15 protein-coding genes are annotated in these 17,039 nt (G+C 66.9%); 11 read left to right on the top strand and 4 right to left on the bottom strand.

Annotated elements, in window-relative coordinates:
* Nucleotides 1–85 precede the first annotated feature (85 nt).
* Together xerD and CA2_RS08565 are read right to left on the bottom strand one after the other, a co-directional pair.
* Nucleotides 86–1,000: a site-specific tyrosine recombinase XerD gene (gene xerD / locus CA2_RS08570; protein WP_042415535.1), complete on the bottom strand. Its 915-nt coding sequence runs from the start codon at nt 998–1,000 to the stop codon at nt 86–88.
* Nucleotides 1,001–1,078: 78 nt separating this feature from the next.
* Nucleotides 1,079–2,041, bottom strand: coding sequence for a tripartite tricarboxylate transporter substrate binding protein BugE (locus CA2_RS08565; protein ID WP_042415356.1), 963 nt, complete (start codon nt 2,039–2,041; stop codon nt 1,079–1,081).
* A 212-nt stretch (nt 2,042–2,253) separates the two neighbouring features.
* On the opposite strand from CA2_RS08565, the gene CA2_RS08560 reads away from it, so the two are divergent.
* A complete protein-coding gene (locus tag CA2_RS08560; protein ID WP_042415352.1) occupies nt 2,254–3,174 on the top strand; it encodes an AEC family transporter in 921 nt (306 codons plus the stop codon).
* The gene (locus tag CA2_RS08555) at nt 3,171–3,809 is read left to right on the top strand and encodes an arylesterase (RefSeq protein ID WP_042415348.1); all 639 of its coding nucleotides are present in this window, start codon (nt 3,171–3,173) and stop codon (nt 3,807–3,809) included. The genes CA2_RS08560 and CA2_RS08555 overlap by 4 nt, the downstream gene beginning before the upstream one ends.
* Before the next feature lie 93 nt (nt 3,810–3,902).
* On the opposite strand, the gene queG is transcribed toward CA2_RS08555, so the two are convergent.
* Nucleotides 3,903–4,961, bottom strand: coding sequence for a tRNA epoxyqueuosine(34) reductase QueG (gene queG, locus CA2_RS08550; protein WP_042415345.1), 1,059 nt, complete (start codon nt 4,959–4,961; stop codon nt 3,903–3,905).
* 12 nt (nt 4,962–4,973) lie between these two features.
* Between queG and tsaE the strand changes: the two genes are divergently transcribed.
* The 4 genes from tsaE (at nt 4,974) to CA2_RS08530 (ending at nt 8,917) form a co-directional block, all read left to right on the top strand.
* A complete protein-coding gene (gene tsaE, locus CA2_RS08545; RefSeq protein ID WP_042415341.1) occupies nt 4,974–5,486 on the top strand; it encodes a tRNA (adenosine(37)-N6)-threonylcarbamoyltransferase complex ATPase subunit type 1 TsaE in 513 nt (170 codons plus the stop codon).
* Nucleotides 5,483–6,931, top strand: coding sequence for an N-acetylmuramoyl-L-alanine amidase (locus CA2_RS08540; RefSeq protein WP_042415338.1), 1,449 nt, complete (start codon nt 5,483–5,485; stop codon nt 6,929–6,931). The genes tsaE and CA2_RS08540 overlap by 4 nt, the downstream gene beginning before the upstream one ends.
* A gap of 192 nt (nt 6,932–7,123) precedes the next feature.
* A complete protein-coding gene (locus tag CA2_RS08535) occupies nt 7,124–8,554 on the top strand; it encodes a PepSY-associated TM helix domain-containing protein (RefSeq protein WP_042415336.1) in 1,431 nt (476 codons plus the stop codon).
* Nucleotides 8,555–8,698: 144 nt separating this feature from the next.
* A complete protein-coding gene (locus tag CA2_RS08530) occupies nt 8,699–8,917 on the top strand; it encodes a glycine zipper domain-containing protein (RefSeq protein WP_042415334.1) in 219 nt (72 codons plus the stop codon).
* Between the two features lie 79 nt (nt 8,918–8,996).
* On the opposite strand, the gene CA2_RS08525 is transcribed toward CA2_RS08530, so the two are convergent.
* Nucleotides 8,997–9,644: a DedA family protein gene (locus tag CA2_RS08525; protein WP_042415532.1), complete on the bottom strand. Its 648-nt coding sequence runs from the start codon at nt 9,642–9,644 to the stop codon at nt 8,997–8,999.
* 275 nt (nt 9,645–9,919) lie between these two features.
* On the opposite strand from CA2_RS08525, the gene CA2_RS08520 reads away from it, so the two are divergent.
* From CA2_RS08520 to CA2_RS08500, 5 genes are all read left to right on the top strand, one after another.
* Nucleotides 9,920–10,168: a YMGG-like glycine zipper-containing protein gene (locus tag CA2_RS08520; RefSeq protein WP_042415528.1), complete on the top strand. Its 249-nt coding sequence runs from the start codon at nt 9,920–9,922 to the stop codon at nt 10,166–10,168.
* 63 nt (nt 10,169–10,231) lie between these two features.
* Nucleotides 10,232–12,214 (top strand): DNA mismatch repair endonuclease MutL, encoded by a 1,983-nt coding sequence (gene mutL, locus CA2_RS08515; protein ID WP_156105995.1) that lies wholly within the window; start codon nt 10,232–10,234, stop codon nt 12,212–12,214.
* 6 nt (nt 12,215–12,220) lie between these two features.
* Nucleotides 12,221–13,060: a MurR/RpiR family transcriptional regulator gene (locus tag CA2_RS08510; protein ID WP_042415326.1), complete on the top strand. Its 840-nt coding sequence runs from the start codon at nt 12,221–12,223 to the stop codon at nt 13,058–13,060.
* Between the two features lie 460 nt (nt 13,061–13,520).
* Nucleotides 13,521–14,867, top strand: coding sequence for an NADP-specific glutamate dehydrogenase (gdhA, locus tag CA2_RS08505; RefSeq protein WP_042415323.1), 1,347 nt, complete (start codon nt 13,521–13,523; stop codon nt 14,865–14,867).
* A gap of 202 nt (nt 14,868–15,069) precedes the next feature.
* The gene (locus tag CA2_RS08500; protein ID WP_042415320.1) at nt 15,070–16,671 is read left to right on the top strand and encodes an alkaline phosphatase D family protein; all 1,602 of its coding nucleotides are present in this window, start codon (nt 15,070–15,072) and stop codon (nt 16,669–16,671) included.
* Nucleotides 16,672–17,039 lie beyond the last annotated feature (368 nt).

The following is a 17,039-nucleotide window of genomic DNA, read 5'->3' as shown; positions in this document are numbered from 1 at the left end:
ATCGTTACTCCGTATTGACAAACCAATCTTTGATTTTGCATCAAGATTAATTTGCCTTAACCCACATCAAGACTGCTTAAGCACATCAGCCACGCGGGTGGTGCTGGGCGTGCAGCTGCTGCAGGCGCTCACGCGCCACATGCGTGTAGATGGTGGTCGTGGAAATGTCGGCATGCCCCAGCAGCATCTGCACCACGCGCAAATCCGCGCCATGGTTGAGCAAATGCGTGGCAAAGGCATGGCGCAGCGTGTGGGGCGACAGCGGGTCCGTGATGCCCGCCACCTGGGCATATTTCTTCACCAGCACCCAGAACATCACCCGCGTCATGCCGCTGCCGCGCTGGGTGACGAACAGGTCACTCGTGCTTTGGCCATGCAGGATGGCGGCGCGGGCCTCCTGCAGATAACGCAGCAACCAGGCCTGCGCCTCCTCACCAAACGGCACCAGACGCTCCTTGCGCCCCTTGCCCTCGGTGCGCAGCACGCCGGCCGGGATGTCCAGATGGTGCATCTGCAACCCCACCAGCTCGCTCACCCGCAGGCCGCTGGCATACATCAGCTCCAGCATGGCGCGGTCCCGCAGCCCCAGGGGCGTGGTGACATCCGGCGCCAGCAGCAAGGCTTCCACCTGGGCCTGGGTCAGGGTGTGGGGCACGCGCAGCGGCTTCTTGGCGGCCAGCAGGCGCACCGTGGGATCGCTCTGGATGCGACGCTCGCGCAACCCCCAGTGAAAATAGCGGCGCAGCACGCTCAGCCCGCGGTTGCTGGACACGGCCTTGACGCCCTGCACGTGGCGCGCCTGCAAAAAGGCCTGCAGGTGCGACTCCTGCGCCGCATCCAGCGTGCAGGCTGCGCTGGCCTGCGCCAGAAATTGCGCGCAGGCCGTCAGGTCCCGGCGGTAGGCCTGCAAGGTGTTCGAGGACAGGCCATCCTCCAGAAACAGGGATTCGATGAAGTCATCGATGGCCGATAGGCTGGCCTGCAGGGTTGCATCACTCATGGTCATGCGATTGTGGGCGATAAAAAAGGCGCGGCCCCTACAGGGCAGCGCCTTGGTACCCGGGGACCGATCAGGTCCTCATTCCAGCGTCAGCTTCTGCTCGACCACGACCTTTTTGTAGGTCTCGTACTCCGCCTTGATCTGCTGCGCAAACTCTTCCGGCGTATTGCCGATCACCAACGAGCCCGTGTCTTCGATGCGCTTGATCACGGCGGGGTCGTGCAGCACCTTCTTGACGGCGGCATTCAGCTTGTCGACCACGTCCTTGGGCATGCCCTTGGGACCCACGATACCGTAGTAGGCCATGCGGTTCACGGGCTCCAGACCCGCTTCCTTGAAGGTGGGCACATCGGGCAGCACCGCCAGGCGCGAGGGCGCGGCCACAGCGATCGGCAGCAGGCGCTTGTCCTTGATGAACGGCAGCGCCGAAGGCAGGTTGTCCAGAATCATGGGCACCTGGCCCGCCACCGTGTCGTTCAGCGCAGGGCCGGCACCGCGGTAGGGAATGTGTGTGATGAAGGTGCCTGTCAGGCTCTTGTACAGCTCCATCAGCATGTGCTGGATGCCCCCCGTGCCGGAGGAGGCGTACGAGAACTTGCCCTGGGAAGCCTTCAGCGTGGCCAGGAAATCCTTGTGGTTGGTGGGACCGAACTTGGGGTTCACCGCCAGCACATTCGGTGTGGCCGCGATGTTGATCACGGGAGTGAAGTCCGTGAGGGTGTTGTAGGGGATCTTGGGATTGATGGCGGGGTTGGTGGCCGTGGTGGACACCGTGGCAATCCCCAGCGAATAGCCGTCCGGCGCGGCGCGCGAGGTCTCCAGCGCGCCGATCACGCCGCCGCCACCGCCCTTGTTTTCCACGATCACTGTCTGCCCCAGCTCACGCCCCAGAGGCTCCGCCATCACGCGCGCAATGATGTCCGTCGTGCCGCCGGGGGCAAACGGCACCAGCAGCTTGATGGGTTTCGTGGGATAGGTTTGTGCCATGGCGGCAGAACCCACCAGCGCGAATGCAAGGCCAATGCAGGTGCGACGATTCATAGGTCTGGGACTCCTCATGTTGTAAGTTTGGGTGCAGCGTTTGATGCTAAAGGACGCACTTTCCCAACGGGCAGGCAGGCAACGGCTTTTTTCTCAGTAGATTCCCGGTAACACTTTGTGCCTTCCGCCGACCTAGAAACTGTCGCCGGCGCGCCAGCGCGGCAACACTCCAGACCCGCCGGCGGCGCCCGTCCAGAGTAAGCTGTGCGCCCGTGAATTACGCCCAACTCCTCTTCCCCGACTTTGCCCTCATCCTGCTGGGCTATCTGCTGTGCCGCTTCAGCCCGCTGAACCGCCCCATCTGGCAGGGGGCGGAAGCCCTGGTGTACTACCTGCTGTTCCCGGTACTGCTGTTCCACTCCATCGTCAAAAGTCCGCTGGACTGGGCCGCCACCTCCAGCCTGATCGCGGCGGGCGTCACCTCGGGGCTGGTGGGCATCGCGCTGGCCTACAGCCTGCCGTGGTGGCCCGGGCTGCGCCGCCACATCAGCACGCGCGACCATGCCGGTGCCGCGCAGGTGGCGTTCCGCTTCAACTCCTTCATCGGCCTGGCGCTGGCGGACCGGCTGGCGGGTGCCCAGGGGCTGCTGTTCATTTCCGTGCTCATCGGTTTTTGCGTGCCCATGTTCAACATTGCGGCGGTCTGGCCCATGACGCGCGAGGGCCAGCACAGCTTCTGGGGCCAGCTGATCCGCAACCCGCTGATCGTCGCCACGGTCTGCGGCCTGTGCGCCAACCTGCTGGGTTTTCGCATGCCCACCTGGCTGGAACCGCCGGTGGCGCGGATTGGCGCGGCCTCCATCGCCCTGGGCCTGATGTCGGCCGGCGCCGGCATGCAGCTGGGCCTGCTCACGCACGCCAAGCGCCTGAGCGTCGGCGTGCTGGGCATCCGGCACCTGCTCCAGCCCCTGATCGCGCTGGGCGCCATCCATGTGTTTGGCCTGCAGGGTGAGCAGGCGCTGGTGCTGCTGTTGTTTTCGGCCCTGCCCACGGCCTCGACCTGCTATGTGCTGGCGGCACGCATGGGCTATAACGGACCGTATGTCGCCGGCCTGGTCACGCTGTCCACCATCCTCGGTGTGCTCAGCCTGCCCTATGCCTTGTCCCTGACGTCCTTGCTGCCCACGCCATGATTCCACGCCGCACCGCCCTGCTCACCCTGTTGTCCACATCAGTCCTGCTGGCCTGCGGTGCCAAGACGCCCCCGGCAGCCGCCGTGCCGGCCGGTGCCAGCGTGCTGGCCCTGGGGGATTCGCTGACCGCCGGCGTCGGTGCCCGCACTGGGGAGGACTGGCCCAGCCTGCTGGCCGAGCACACGGGCTGGGAGGTGACCAACGGCGGGGTCTCCGGCGACACCAGCGCCCAGGGCCTGGCGCGCCTGCCGGCCCTGCTGCAGGAGCATGCCCCGCGCCTGGTGATCGTGGGGCTGGGCGGCAACGATTTTCTGCGCCGTGCCTCGCCCGGCACCACGCGCGAGGCCCTAGAGCAGATCGTGCGCAGCATCCAGGCGGCCAACGCCCAGGCGGTGCTGGTGGCCATTCCGCAGCCCAGCCTGATGGCCGCCGCGGGCGCCACGCCCAGCGATCACCCGCTGTATCAGGAGCTGGCCCAGGAACTGAAGGTGCCGTTGATCGCCAACCTCTGGGGACCCATCCTGGGCGATGCCAGCCTGCGGGCCGACCAGGTGCACGCCAACGCGCAAGGCTATGCGGCCTTTGCCCAGGCGCTGGAGCAGGCCCTGCGCCGCCAGGGCTTGCTGGCACATTGATGAAAAAAGTGAGCGTGCTGCGCTTGCACAGCGGTCGTTTGACAGCTATTCCTTAATGAAACGCTTGCGCCACGAGCGCAGGCCGCTCTTTTTTTATTCGTCCGCAGCCTGCGCCAGCGCCCACTGCACGTGCTCGCGCACCAGGGCGCTGTCGTGCGTGGCCCGCGCCTGCAGCGCCTGGCGCAGCGCCGCCCGGGCATCGGACTGGGACTCTGCGCGCAGCGCATTGCCCAGGGCCACGGCGATGTTGCGCAGCCAGCGTTCATGGCCGATGCGGCGGATGGGGCTGCCTTCGGTGCAGCGCAGGAACGTGGCCTCGTCCCAGCCGAACAGCTGCACCAGGGTGCTGCCGACCATGCCGCCGCGCACATCGAAGTCGGGCAGCGGGCTGCGCTGGGCAAACTTGTTCCACGGGCAGGCCAGCTGGCAATCGTCGCAGCCGTAGATGCGGTTGGCCATCAGGGGACGCAACTCCAGCGGGATCGCCCCGTCGTGCTCGATGGTCAGGTAGGAGATGCAGCGCCGCGCGTCCACGCGGTGGGGGGCCACGATGGCCCCCGTGGGGCAGGCATCGATGCAGCTGCTGCAACTGCCGCAGTGCGCGGTGACCGGCGCCGTCTCGGGCAGCGCCAGGTCCACATAGATTTCCCCCAGAAAGAACATGGAACCCGCATCGCGGCTCAGCACCAGCGTGTGCTTGCCGCGCCAGCCCTGGCCGCTGCGGCGTGCCAGCTCGGCCTCCATCACCGGCGCCGAATCCGTGAAGGCGCGGTGCCCCAGCGGCCCGACCTCCTGCGCAATGCGCTCGGCCAGCTTCTGCAACCGGTTGCGCAGTATCTTGTGGTAATCCCGCCCGCGGGCATAGACCGAGACGATGGCCTCCTGCGGGCGCTGCAGCCGTGCCCATTCCACGGCCTGCCAGTCCTGGGGCGTGGTGCTGGGCAGGTAGTCCATGCGCGCCGTGATCACGCTGACCGTGCCCGGCACCAGCTCCGCCGGGCGTGCGCGCTTGAGGCCGTGGGCCTGCATGTACTGCATCTGGCCGTGGAAGCCCTGGGCCAGCCATTGCAGCAGCCCGTCCTCACAAGACGACAAATCCACGCCGGACACGCCGATTTGGGAAAATCCCAGCTCGCGGGCCCAGTCCTGCATCAAAGGAACCAATTGACTGCTGCACACCATAACCCTTCGATTGTAGAAAGCGGCCCGGCCGACGAGCGCGTGCTCACCTGGCAAGACGAGACGGCGACTGCGGCTTTTGCCGCCGCGCTGGCGGCGCTGCCCGAAGCCCGCAACGCCTACATCACCTTGCACGGCGACCTGGGCGCCGGCAAGACCACGCTGGTGCGCCACCTGCTGCGCAACCTGGGGGTGGCCGGCCGCATCAAAAGCCCTACCTACGCCGTGGTGGAGCCGCACGAAGCCCCGGGCCTGGCCATCTGGCACTTTGACTTCTACCGTTTCGACGATCCGCGCGAATGGGAAGATGCAGGTTTTCGCGACATTTTTGCGGCAGAGGGCCTGAAACTGGCAGAATGGCCGGAAAAGGCTGCTGCGCTGACACCGCCAGCGGACCTAGCTATTCATATTGAAGCAATTGACGAAACCCAGCGCCGCGTCACTCTGCGCACCAGCACAGAGCGCGGGCGGCGCATGCTGCAGCACTGGCCCCAATGAGCGAAGACGCCGCGCACCCCCTGTTCACCGCCTACCGTCCCAACCGCCGCACCCTGCTGCAAGCCGGTAGCCTGGCCCTGCTGCTGGCGGGCAAGCAGCAAATCGCCTTCGGCGCCTCCATCATGGCGGTGCGCGTGTGGCCTGCCGAAGACTATTCGCGCGTCACCCTGGAGTCCGATGTGCCCCTGGTGGCCAAGCAGACCCTGATCAACTCGCCGCCGCGGCTGGCCGTGGACATCGAGGGCCTGCAGCTCAACAGCGCCCTCAAGGAACTGGTGGCCAAGGTGCGGCCGGACGACCCGAACATCGCGGCCATCCGCGTGGGGCAGAACAGCCCGAACGTGGTGCGCCTGGTGATCGACCTGAAGCAGGATGCCGTGCCCCAGGTGTTCTCGCTCAAGCCCGTGGCCAGCTACCAGCACCGGCTGGTGTTCGACCTCTACCCCTCCAAGCCCGTGGACCCGCTGGAAGCGCTGATCCAGGAGCGACTGCGCGATGCCAGCAGCCACCCCGACCTGCCGCCAGGCCTCAGCCCCAGCCCCTCCGCACCGGCCCAGGACCCACTGGGCGACCTGATCGCCAAGCACAGCCAGCCCAACGCCGCCCCCCCCACGCCGGCAGCCCCAGCGACCTCGACGGCGACGGCGCCCACACCGGCTGCCCCCGCGTCCAAAACACCGGGCAGCTCCATGACCGCCAGCCCCGCGCCGGCACGCAAGACCGACCGCATCATCATCGTGGCCCTGGACCCTGGCCATGGCGGCGAGGACCCGGGCGCCGTCGGCCCCAAGGGTACCTATGAGAAGGACGTGGTCCTGAAGATCGCCAAGCTGCTGCGCGACCGCATCAACAACAGCACGGTCAACGGCAGCCCCATGCGGGCCTACATGACGCGCGACGGCGACTTCTTCGTGCCCCTGGGCGTGCGCGTGCAAAAGGCGCGCCGCGTGCAGGCCGACCTGTTCATCAGCATCCACGCCGATGCCTTCACCCGCCCTTCGGCCGCCGGTGCCAGCGTGTACGCGCTCAGCCACAAGGGGGCCTCCAGCACGGCGGCCCGCTGGCTGGCGGACAAGGAAAACCAGGCCGATCTGGTCGGCGGCCTGAACGTGCGCAGCCAGGACAAGGGCGTGCAGGAAATGCTGCTGGACATGAGCACCACCGCCCAGATCAACGACAGCCTGAAGCTGGGCACCGCCCTGCTGACGCAGATCGGCGACTTTGCCCGGCTGCACAAGCCCCGCGTCGAACAGGCGGGCTTTGCCGTGCTCAAGGCGCCGGACATTCCCAGCGTGCTGATCGAAACCGCCTTCATCAGCAACCCCGATGAGGAGCAGAAGCTGCGCAGCCCCACCTACCAGGTCAAGCTGGCCGACGCCATGATGGACGGCATCCGCCAGTACTTCATCAAGAACCCGCCGCTGGCCCGTTCCCGCACGGTCTGAGGCGCGCCAGCGCCGGCCGCCCGCCGTGGGTGCGGCGGCCCCGCTCCTCGAGGTCCGACCACGGCGCCACGCCCGCGCCGCCTGGGCCGTCGACGGACACCGGGGAACCTTTTGGGCTGGCGCGCGGGTCCAGCATAGGTTGTGCCCGCCCTGTGGCCTGCGCTTCCCTCCACCGCCCTTTTTGCATCGCCCATGACACCGTCCTCCCCAGCCCCTGCCAACCCCGCGGCACGCCCACGGATCCATACCGACGTCTACCGCGCCGTCTGGCGCTGGCACTTCTATGCTGGCCTGCTGGTCCTGCCCTTTCTCATCTGGCTGGCGGTCACCGGCGGGCTGTTTGTGTTCAAGGACACGATCGACGATGCCTTCCACCGGGAGCTGCGCTTTGCCAGCACCAGCACCCAGCCACTGCAGCCCAGCAGCCAACTGATCGCCGCCGCCTTGCACGCGCACCCCGGCAGCTTCGTGAAGTACACCGGCCCATCCACGCCCGGGCGCACCGCGGAAGTCGGCATCGCCACCGCACAAGGGCGGCTGCTGGTCTATGTGGACCCCAAGGAGGGCACGGTGCGCGGTGCATTGCCCGAAGGCGGCAGCGTGGCCTGGACCATCCGCAAGCTGCACAGCCTGAAGTATTTCGGCAGCATCGCCCGGGGCGCCATCGAGATCGCCGCCGGATGGGCCATCCTGCTGGTGCTGACCGGCCTGTACCTGTGGTGGCCAGGCGGGCGGACCCAGGGTGTCGTGTCCGTGCGCGGCACGCCCACGCAGCGCGTGTTCTGGCGCGACCTGCATGCCGTGACCGGCCTCTTCGTCGGGGCTGCGCTGCTGTTCCTGGCGATCACCGGCATGCCCTGGTCGGTGTTCTGGGGTGCCAAGGCCAATCAACTGGCCAACGGCCACAACTTCGGCTATCCGGCCGGGGTGCGCGTGCAGGTGCCCATGTCCCAGGCCCGGCTGAGCGACCACACGACCACTGCCTGGTCGCTGCAGCAGGCACAGATTCCGCAGTCCGGGCCCACGCCCGCCGACCAGGACGCCCATGCGGGCCACGCAGGCCATGCCGCAGCCATGCCTGCCAGCCCCGCGCCCACACCGGCCGACGGTGCCCTCGACTGGGATGCGGCCATCGCCATCTTCGACCGCCTGGGGATTGCGCAGGGCTACACGGTACAGCCACCCAAGGGCCCGACCGGCGTCTATTCCGCCTCGATCTACCCGCACGACCTGGACCAGCAGCGTGTGATCCACATCGACCAGTACAGCGGCCTGCCCCTGGTCGACATGAGCTACCAGGACTATGGCCCCCTGGGGCGGTGGCTGGAATGGGGCATCAATGTCCACCTGGGCCAGGAATTCGGCGTGCTGAATCAGGTTGTGCTGGTGGTGGCCTGCCTGGCCATCGTCCTGCTGTGCGTCAGTGCGGGCACCATGTGGTGGAAACGCCGTCCGGCCAAGGGCTGGGGCGTGCCTCCCCAGCCGCAGGATGCCCGCAGCCTGTGGGGCGTCACCGCCTTGCTGGCCGTGGGCGGTGTGCTGTTCCCCCTGGTCGGTGCTTCGTTCCTGGTCATCGCGCTGCTGGACCGCTGGCTGTGCCGCCCCGCGCAACCGGCCGCCTAGGCATCCACCACCCCGACGCTGGCTGCCCCTAGGTGGGGCAGGCACAGGCTCCCTGGACCTACAGGCCTGTGCAAGCACGCCCGACGCCGGGCACAGCGCACGCCCCGGATACTGCAGGGACTTGTGAATGACAGGAGTTCAAGCATGCAACAACCACACACTTGGCTGACCGCCCTGGCACTGACCACCACCCTGGCCCTGGGTGGCTGCGCCAACAACCAGCAACTGGGCACCGGCGTGGGGGCCGTGGCAGGGGGTCTCGTCGGCGATGCCGTGCTGGGCGGCACCATCGGCACCCTGGGCGGTGCGGCAGCCGGTGCCGTGATCGGCAACCAAATCGGTAAGAACCAAGACCAGAAATGAGCGTGCTCCGCCTGAGGAGCGCACAAACAAAAAGCCGACCTGGGTCGGCTTTTTGTTTGGCTAGGCACTCGTGCGCGGGTCAGGCCTGCGGCGTCTGCCGCCCGGTCTTCCAGCCACCATACAGCGCCACCGCACCCGGGATCAGGATCAAGGCCCAGATGATGGTTTCCAGGTGCTCACGCACCCACAGCAGATTCCCAAAGAAATAGCCCGCTGACACAATCCCCAGCACCCACAGCACGGCGCCGGCCACATTGAACACGCTGAACTTGCTGCGCGACATGTGGGCCACACCCGCCGCGAAGGGCACAAAGGTCCGGATAAAAGGCATGAAGCGCGCCAGGATGATGGTCACGCCGCCATAGCGTTCATAAAAAGCATTGGCCTTGTCGAAGGCTGCACGGTTGAACCAGCGCGACTTTTCCCAGCGAAAGACCTGGGGGCCGACCATGCGCCCCACCGTGTAGTTGCACTGGTCGCCCAGAATGGCGGCTGCCAGCAAAATGCCGCAGGCCAGCGGGAAATGCAGCATGCCCACACCGGCCATGGCGCCCACAATGAACAGCAGCGAATCCCCGGGCAGGAACGGCATCACCACCAGGCCGGTTTCGACAAACACGATCAGGAACAGCAGCGCGTAGACCCACGCGCCATAGGCCACGACCAAGGCCTCCAAGTGCTTGTCGATATGCACAATGAAGTCGATCAAAAACGAGACGATTTCCACCACAACATCCTCAAAGTCCAGCCTGCACCGTGTGCGGACCGGCGTCCAAACAAGGCGTTAATGTAGTCCCATGCGCAGCCCGTGCGGACCGCGGCGGGGCAAGTGATGCCTCTGCCGGACACACACTCCGACAAGCGCTGCAACAACCTGCAAACCAAAGCCACAAATACTTGCAATACCGGCCAGAACTTTGCATGAAGTTCATGCAAAGTTCTGGCAGACCCAGGCACAGTCACGCCTGAGTTTGACTATCGACACGCAAGGAGGTGCACATGATGAAAGCTCGCAGCACATTTTTGATCGCCGCCGTTGTGGGCGCTTTCGCACTGGGGGGCTGTGCCCACCGCCCACCCAGCAATGCCCAGGTCGGCACAGGCGTCGGCGCGGTGGCCGGCGGCCTGCTGGGCAATGCCGTGTTCGGCTCCACCCTGGGCACTGTGGGCGGCGCCGCAGCCGGCGCCCTGATCGGCAACCAGGTGGGACAGAACAGCGACTACTACGATGGTCGCCGCCGTCGCCGCTGATCCCGGCGGGACCCGAAAACCTCTTGCCGCAGCGCCCCGAAGGGGCTGCATACAATGCGGTCAATGACCGCTTTTGCCCCTGCTGCGCCGCGCCGCGCCATCCAAGACCTGCCCGATGAACTCATCAGCCAGATTGCGGCTGGCGAGGTGGTGGAACGCCCCGCCTCGGTGGTGCGGGAACTTGTCGACAACGCCCTGGATGCCGGCGCCACCCAGATCACCGTGCGCCTGCTGGCCGGCGGGGTACGGCTGATTGCCGTGGAAGACGACGGCTGCGGCATTCCGCGCGAGGAACTGCCCGTGGCCCTGCGGCGCCATGCCACCAGCAAGATCCGCGACCTGCAGGAGCTGGAGCACGTGGGCACCATGGGCTTTCGTGGCGAGGCGCTGGCCGCCATCGCCTCGGTGTCGGAGACCAGCATCCTCTCGCGCCTGGACGGCGAAGACAAGGCCTGGCTGCTGGAAGCGCGCAGTGGCGAGCTGCGCCCCGCGCCGCGCAACCGCGGCACCACGCTGGAGGTCAAGGAGCTGTTCTTCAGCACCCCGGCGCGACGCAAATTCCTCAAAAGCGATGCCACCGAGCTGGCGCACTGCATCGAGTCCGTGCGCCGCCACGCCCTGGCACGCCCGGACGTGGGCTTTGCCATCTGGCACGAAGGCAAGCTGGTCGAGCAGTGGCGCGCCGTGCCCCTGGCCGAAGGCGCCGACCGCAACGAGGCCCAGGCCCGCCGCCTGGGCGATGTGCTGGGTGACGACTTCATCGCCAACTCCATCACCGTGCAACGCACCTCGGCCTCCAGCGGCATCACCGTCTATGGCCGCGCTGGCCTGCCCGACGCCGCACGCAGCCGCCCCGACCAGCAGTACTGCTACGTCAACGGCCGCTTCGTGCGCGACAAGGTGCTGACCCATGCCGCCAAGAGCGCCTACGAAGACGTGCTGCACGGGCACAAGCAGCCCATCTATGCCCTGTATGTGGAGATGGACCCGGCCCGCGTGGACGTCAACGTCCACCCCACCAAGATCGAAGTGCGCTTTCGCGACAGCCGCGAAGTGCACCAGGCCATCAAGCACGCAGTGGAAGACGCCCTGGCCGCGCCGCGCGCCGCCTTGCTGGCCGACGCCGCGCAGGCCCCGTTGACCGAAGCCAACGCCCCGGCAGCCCCCGCCAGCCTGGGCTGGCAGCCCAGCACCAGCCCCGTGCGTGCGCCCATGGCGCCGCAGGTGCAGTACGCCATGCCCCTGCAGGAGGTGGCGGGCCACAAGGTCAACGACCTGCAGGCCCTGTGGGCGCCGCTGCGCGAGGCCACACCCGCCAGCCCCGCCCCGACCACCACCGTGGCCACGGCCCCTGCCACAGATTTGGCATGGAATACGGCTGCAACGCCCACTGCGACTGCGCAGACAGCTACAGAAATTGCGAACACAGCCACCCCACAGGACCCTGGGACGGACACCACCTGGCCGCTGGGCCGCGCCGTGGCGCAGATCCACGGGGTCTACATCCTGGCCGAGAACGCCCAGGGCATGGTGGTGGTGGACATGCACGCCGCGCACGAGCGCATCGTCTACGAGCGGCTGAAGGAGCAACTGGGCAACGACCAGCCGATCGCCAGCCAGCCGCTGCTGATCCCTGCCACCTTCGCCGCCACGCCGCAGGAAGTGGCCACGGCCGAGGCCCATGCCGACACCTTGCGCGTGCTGGGCCTGGAGGTCGTGCCCTTCTCGCCCAAGACCCTGGCCGTGCGGGCCGTGCCCGCCACCCTGGCCCAGGGCGATGCGGTGGAACTGGCGCGCAGCGTGCTGGCCGAGCTGGAACAACAGGACGCCAGCGGCGTGATCCAGCGCGCGCGCAACGAAATCCTCGCTACCATGGCCTGCCACGGCGCCGTGCGCGCCAACCGACGACTGACTCTGGATGAAATGAACGCCTTGCTGCGACAGATGGAAACCACCGAACGCTCCGACCAATGCAACCACGGCCGCCCCACCTGGCGCCAACTGAGCATGAAAGAGCTGGACGGCCTGTTCCTGCGAGGCCGCTGAACCACCATGGCGACCACCCTCCCCCCTGCCAAGGACGCCATCACCGTCCCCTTCTTCGCCCGCGTGCGCGCCGCGCTGGACAGCTTTTCGCCCACCGAGCGCAAGCTGGCCCAGGTGGTGCTGGACTACCCCATCAACCTGGCAGGCTACAGCGCCAGCGAGCTGGCCCAACTGACCGGCGTGTCCAACGCCACCGTCACGCGCTTCATCCGCCGCCTGGGCTATGACAGCTACGAAGAGGCGCGCCGCACCGCGCGGCTGGAGGCCACCACCTCCGGCCTGCCGCTGCCCAGCGCCGGCATCGCCCTGTCCCCCAGCACGCCCAACTGCGCGCTGCTGTGGCAGCAACTGCAGGACAACCTGACCGCCACGCTGGCGCAGATACCGGCCAGCACCATGGACGCCATGGCCTCGGCCCTGCACCAGGCGCCGGCCATCTTCTGCGTGGGCCTGCAGCACAACCACATGCTGGCGCGCTCGCTGCGCGGCCACCTGATGAGCGGCCTGGACAAGCCCGTCTACGGCGCGCCCGCCGCCGGCGAGACCATCGAGGACGTGCTGGCCCGCATCGCCCCGCGTGACATGGTGGTGCTGTTTGCCCTGGGCGGCATCCGGGCCGACATGGCCGACCTGTGCGAGCGCGCGCGCAAGCTGGGCGCCAAGCTGATCTGCATCACCGACACCGCCAGCCATGCCCCGCCGTCCGACTGGCTGCTGCGCTGCCACACCACGCCACACGCCACCGAGGTGCGCCACCTCACCGACACCAGCGCCGCCCAGGCCCTGGCCTATGGCCTGGCGGCCCACACCATCCAGTGGGGCGCCATCCCGTTCGAGTTGATCTGAGACCGCGGCCACGGCCGGGCACGGTGGCCAACGACCCCTTCCAGGTCCGTCACCCTCATTTTTCATAGCTGTCAGCGCTTGAAGCTTCAGGGCTTCAAGCGCTTTTTTATTGCAGCAGCATGACAACCGTGCGCCACCAGCTTCCGTATCCATAGCAGCACCGCGCCAGGCAGCCACTCGTGCCACGCCATGACCACCATCGCCGCATACGATGGCTGATCCACCTTGCCCCAACCAGCTATCAATTCAGAAGCATTGAGTGCTCGGCCACCTTGACCGGGTGGCATGCCTGCGTCTGCCGCAAACACACAAACTTGGTGCATACATGCACCATAGCAAGGCATCTATGCACCAATCTTCTACAAGTCATGCCTGTTTTGGTGCATACATGCATACATTTTTGGCATAATTTTTTGCTGCGCTGCGGCGCTTTTGTTTTGTGCCCTGAAAGAACCACCTCATGAAGTACGCCACCCTCGAGCAATTCCTGCAAGACGTTGCCACCCGCAACCCTGGTCAACCCGAGTTCCTGCAAGCCGTCACGGAAGTGATGGAATCGCTGTGGCCCTTCATCGAGAAGCACCCCAAGTACGCCGACAACGCCCTGCTGGAGCGCCTGGTTGAGCCCGAGCGCATCATCCAGTTCCGCGTCAGCTGGATGGACGACAAGGGCCAGGTGCAGGTCAACCGCGGCTTTCGCATCCAGCACAGCATGGCCATCGGCCCCTTCAAGGGCGGCATCCGCTTCCACCCCTCGGTGAACCAGTCGGTGCTGAAGTTCTTGGCCTTCGAACAGACCTTCAAGAACGCGCTGACCACACTGCCCATGGGCGGCGGCAAGGGCGGTTCGGACTTCGACCCCAAGGGCAAGAGCCCCGCGGAAGTCATGCGCTTTTGCCAAGCCTTCGTGACCGAGCTGTTCCGCCACGTCGGTCCTGACACCGACGTGCCTGCGGGCGACATCGGCGTGGGTGGCCGCGAAGTGGGCTTCATGGCCGGCATGTACAAGAAGCTGTCCAACAGCGCCGCCTGCGTGTTCACCGGCAAGGGCCTGACCTTCGGCGGCTCGCTGATCCGTCCTGAAGCCACCGGCTACGGCACCGTCTACTTCGCCGACGAAATGCTCAAGACCCGCGGCCTGTCCTTCGAGGGCAAGACCGTGTCCGTCTCCGGTTCGGGCAACGTGGCCCAGTACGCCGTGGAAAAGGCCATGCAGCTGGGCGCCAAGGTGGTGACCGTGTCCGACTCCTCCGGCACCGTGTACGACCCCAACGGCTTCACCACCGAGAAGCTGGCCACCCTCATGGAGATCAAAAACCACCAGTACGGCCGCGTCAGCGACTACGCCGCCCAGGTGCCCGGCGTGCAATTCCTGGCCGGCCAGCGCCCCTGGGGCATCAAGGTCGACGTGGCCCTGCCCTGCGCCACCCAGAACGAGCTGGACGCCGCCGATGCCCAGGCCCTGATCGCCAACGGCGTGATCTGCGTGGCCGAAGGCGCCAACATGCCCTCGACCATCGAAGCCGCCAAGGCCTTTGAAGCCGCTGGCGTGCTGTATGCGCCCGGCAAGGCCTCCAACGCCGGTGGCGTGGCCACCTCGGGCCTGGAAATGTCGCAAAACGCCGCCCGCCTGAGCTGGCCCGCCGAGGAAGTCGACGCCCGCCTGCTGCAGATCATGCAAGGCATCCACGCCGCCTGCGTGAAGTACGGCAAGCGCGAAGACGGCTCCATCAGCTACATCGACGGCGCCAACATCGCCGGCTTTGTGAAGGTGGCCGAAGCCATGCAGGCCCAGGGCGTGATCTGAGCGCCAGCCGCGACGCGCGCTGTCCCCCTAAAAAGGAACCTTCGGGTTCCTTTTTTCATGGCCGCACGCAGTGCGCCACCAATCCGCCAGCGTGCAGTTGCCCGCCTGCGGCCCGCGTCCGCCCGCCGCCGTTCATCGCCTTGTCACAGGTCTTGCCTAGCCTTGCGCTGCTTATTCACCAGGACCGACAAGGACACACACGATGGAACGCCGCCGATTCATGGGTTGGGGATTGACTTCTGGCGCCCTGCTGGGCAGCACCGGGCTGCTGCCCCAGGTGCTGCAGGCCCAGACCGCCCCTGCCGCCATCACCCGCGACAGCGCCCGCGCCCTCTTGCCCTCGGGGGTGCAAAGCGGTGACGTGCTGGCCCACAGCGCCATCGTCTGGGCGCGCGCCAGCCGCGATGCCCGCATGTGGCTGGAGTGGTCCACCACCGCCAGCTTTGCCCAAAGCCAGCGCGTGCGCGGCCCCGACCTGCTGGCCAGCAGCGACGGCACGGGCCGCATCGACCTGCAGGGTCTGCCGGCCGGCCAGGACATTTTCTACCGCGTCACGCTGGAAGACTTTGCCAGCGCCAACGTGCGCTCGCCGGTGCAGCAAGGGCACTTCCGCACCCCGCAGGCCGCGCACCAGCCGGCGCGCAAGGGCTTGCGCCTGGTGTGGAGCGGGGACACCGCCGGCCAGGGCTGGGGCATCAACGAGGACTTTGGCGGCATGCGCATCTACGAAGCCATGCGCCAGACCAACCCCGACGTGTTCGTGCACAGCGGCGACACCATCTATGCCGACGGCCCCATCCTGCCCGAAGTGCGCCTGCCCGATGGCACGCTGTGGAAGAACCTGGTCACACCCGAAGTCGCCAAGGTGGCCGAAACCCTGAATGAATACCGGGGCCGCTACCGCTACAACCTGATGGATGCGAATGTGCGCGCCTTCGGCAGCGAAGTGGCGCAGATCTGGCAGTGGGACGACCACGAGGTCACCAACAACTACTCCAGCAGCAAGAGCCTGCTGGGCAACGCCGCCTACACCGAGAAGAACGTCGAGCTGCTCACCGCCCGCGGCCAGCGCGCCTTCATGGAATACGCGCCCATCCGCCCGTGGGGCGCGGCTGAGTCCCAGCGCATCTACCGCGTGCTGCCGCAAGGCCCGCTGGCCGATGTGTTTGTGCTGGACATGCGCAGCTACCGCGGCCCCAACACCACCAATCTGCAGACCCAGGAAAGTGCCGACACCGACCTGCTGGGCCGCCCGCAGATCGAGTGGCTGATCCAGGGGCTCAAGGCCAGCCAGGCCACCTGGAAGCTGATTGCCTGCGACATGCCCATCGGCCTGTTCGTGCCCGACGGCAAGGATGAACAAGGTGTCTCGCGCTGGGAGGCCGTGGCCAACGGCGAGCACGGCACGCCCAAGGGGCGCGAGCTGGAGATGGCACGCCTGCTCAAAGGCATCAAGGATGCGGGCGTGAAGAACGTGGTCTGGCTGACGGCCGACGTGCACTACACCGCCGCCCACCACTACAGCCCCGAGCGCGCGCAATTCCAGGACTTCGATCCGTTCTGGGAATTTGTCTCCGGCCCGCTGAATGCCGGCACCTTCGGCCCCAACGAGGCCGACAAGACCTTTGGCCTGGAGGTGGTCTACAGCAAGGCCTCGCCCCGCCCGAATGCCGCGCCCAGCGAGGGCTACCAGTTCTTTGGCCAGCTGGACATCGACCACCGCAGCCAGGCGCTGACCGTGACGCTCAAAGACCTGCACGGCCACTCGCTCCACACGCAGACGCTGGAGCCCCAGCGCAGCTGAGCCACCATCCCCGGGTACCGGTGCCCTGCGCAGGGCGCCGGTGGCCCGCACCAGGGTCTGAGGTCGAACGCGGGCACAGCGCCGCCCCCCGACCGCATGCCCAGCGCCAGCCGGGGGCGAAAGGTCCGCTCCCCGCCGGATGCCGAACAGCACTGGGCCGCACACCACGGTAGGCATCCGCCAAAAAAGGTCTCCAGCCCTTGCCCAATGCGCGCAGGCAGCTATGGTTTCCATACCTCAGAACGCCCCTGGGTTGAACCGCTGCAGGTATAAACGCCGCCCACACCAGCCAGACCCCACGGTCTGCCTGCGTGCCTCCCACACCGTGGCCCATCCCGCTGCGGTGTGCGTGATCGTTTGCCGGGCCC

Source organism: Comamonas aquatica NBRC 14918, assembly GCF_000739875.1.
Taxonomy (GTDB): Bacteria; Pseudomonadota; Gammaproteobacteria; order Burkholderiales; family Burkholderiaceae_C; genus Comamonas; species Comamonas aquatica.
Note: the sequence above shows the minus strand (reverse complement) of the source record. Positions and strands in the feature narration are given on the sequence as shown.

Bases quoted from the DNA above. Each gene is read 5' to 3' on its own strand.
- xerD (WP_042415535.1), bottom strand. From the start codon at position 1,000: ATGAGTGATGCAACCCTGCAGGCCAGCCTATCGGCCATCGATGACTTC.
- CA2_RS08565 (WP_042415356.1), bottom strand. From the start codon at position 2,041: ATGAATCGTCGCACCTGCATTGGCCTTGCATTCGCGCTGGTGGGTTCT.
- CA2_RS08555 (WP_042415348.1), top strand. From the start codon at position 3,171: ATGATTCCACGCCGCACCGCCCTGCTCACCCTGTTGTCCACATCAGTC.
- queG (WP_042415345.1), bottom strand. From the start codon at position 4,961: ATGCAGGACTGGGCCCGCGAGCTGGGATTTTCCCAAATCGGCGTGTCC.
- CA2_RS08540 (WP_042415338.1), top strand. From the start codon at position 5,483: ATGAGCGAAGACGCCGCGCACCCCCTGTTCACCGCCTACCGTCCCAAC.
- CA2_RS08535 (WP_042415336.1), top strand. From the start codon at position 7,124: ATGACACCGTCCTCCCCAGCCCCTGCCAACCCCGCGGCACGCCCACGG.
- CA2_RS08530 (WP_042415334.1), top strand. From the start codon at position 8,699: ATGCAACAACCACACACTTGGCTGACCGCCCTGGCACTGACCACCACC.
- CA2_RS08520 (WP_042415528.1), top strand. From the start codon at position 9,920: ATGAAAGCTCGCAGCACATTTTTGATCGCCGCCGTTGTGGGCGCTTTC.
- mutL (WP_156105995.1), top strand. From the start codon at position 10,232: ATGACCGCTTTTGCCCCTGCTGCGCCGCGCCGCGCCATCCAAGACCTG.
- CA2_RS08510 (WP_042415326.1), top strand. From the start codon at position 12,221: ATGGCGACCACCCTCCCCCCTGCCAAGGACGCCATCACCGTCCCCTTC.
- gdhA (WP_042415323.1), top strand. From the start codon at position 13,521: ATGAAGTACGCCACCCTCGAGCAATTCCTGCAAGACGTTGCCACCCGC.
- CA2_RS08500 (WP_042415320.1), top strand. From the start codon at position 15,070: ATGGAACGCCGCCGATTCATGGGTTGGGGATTGACTTCTGGCGCCCTG.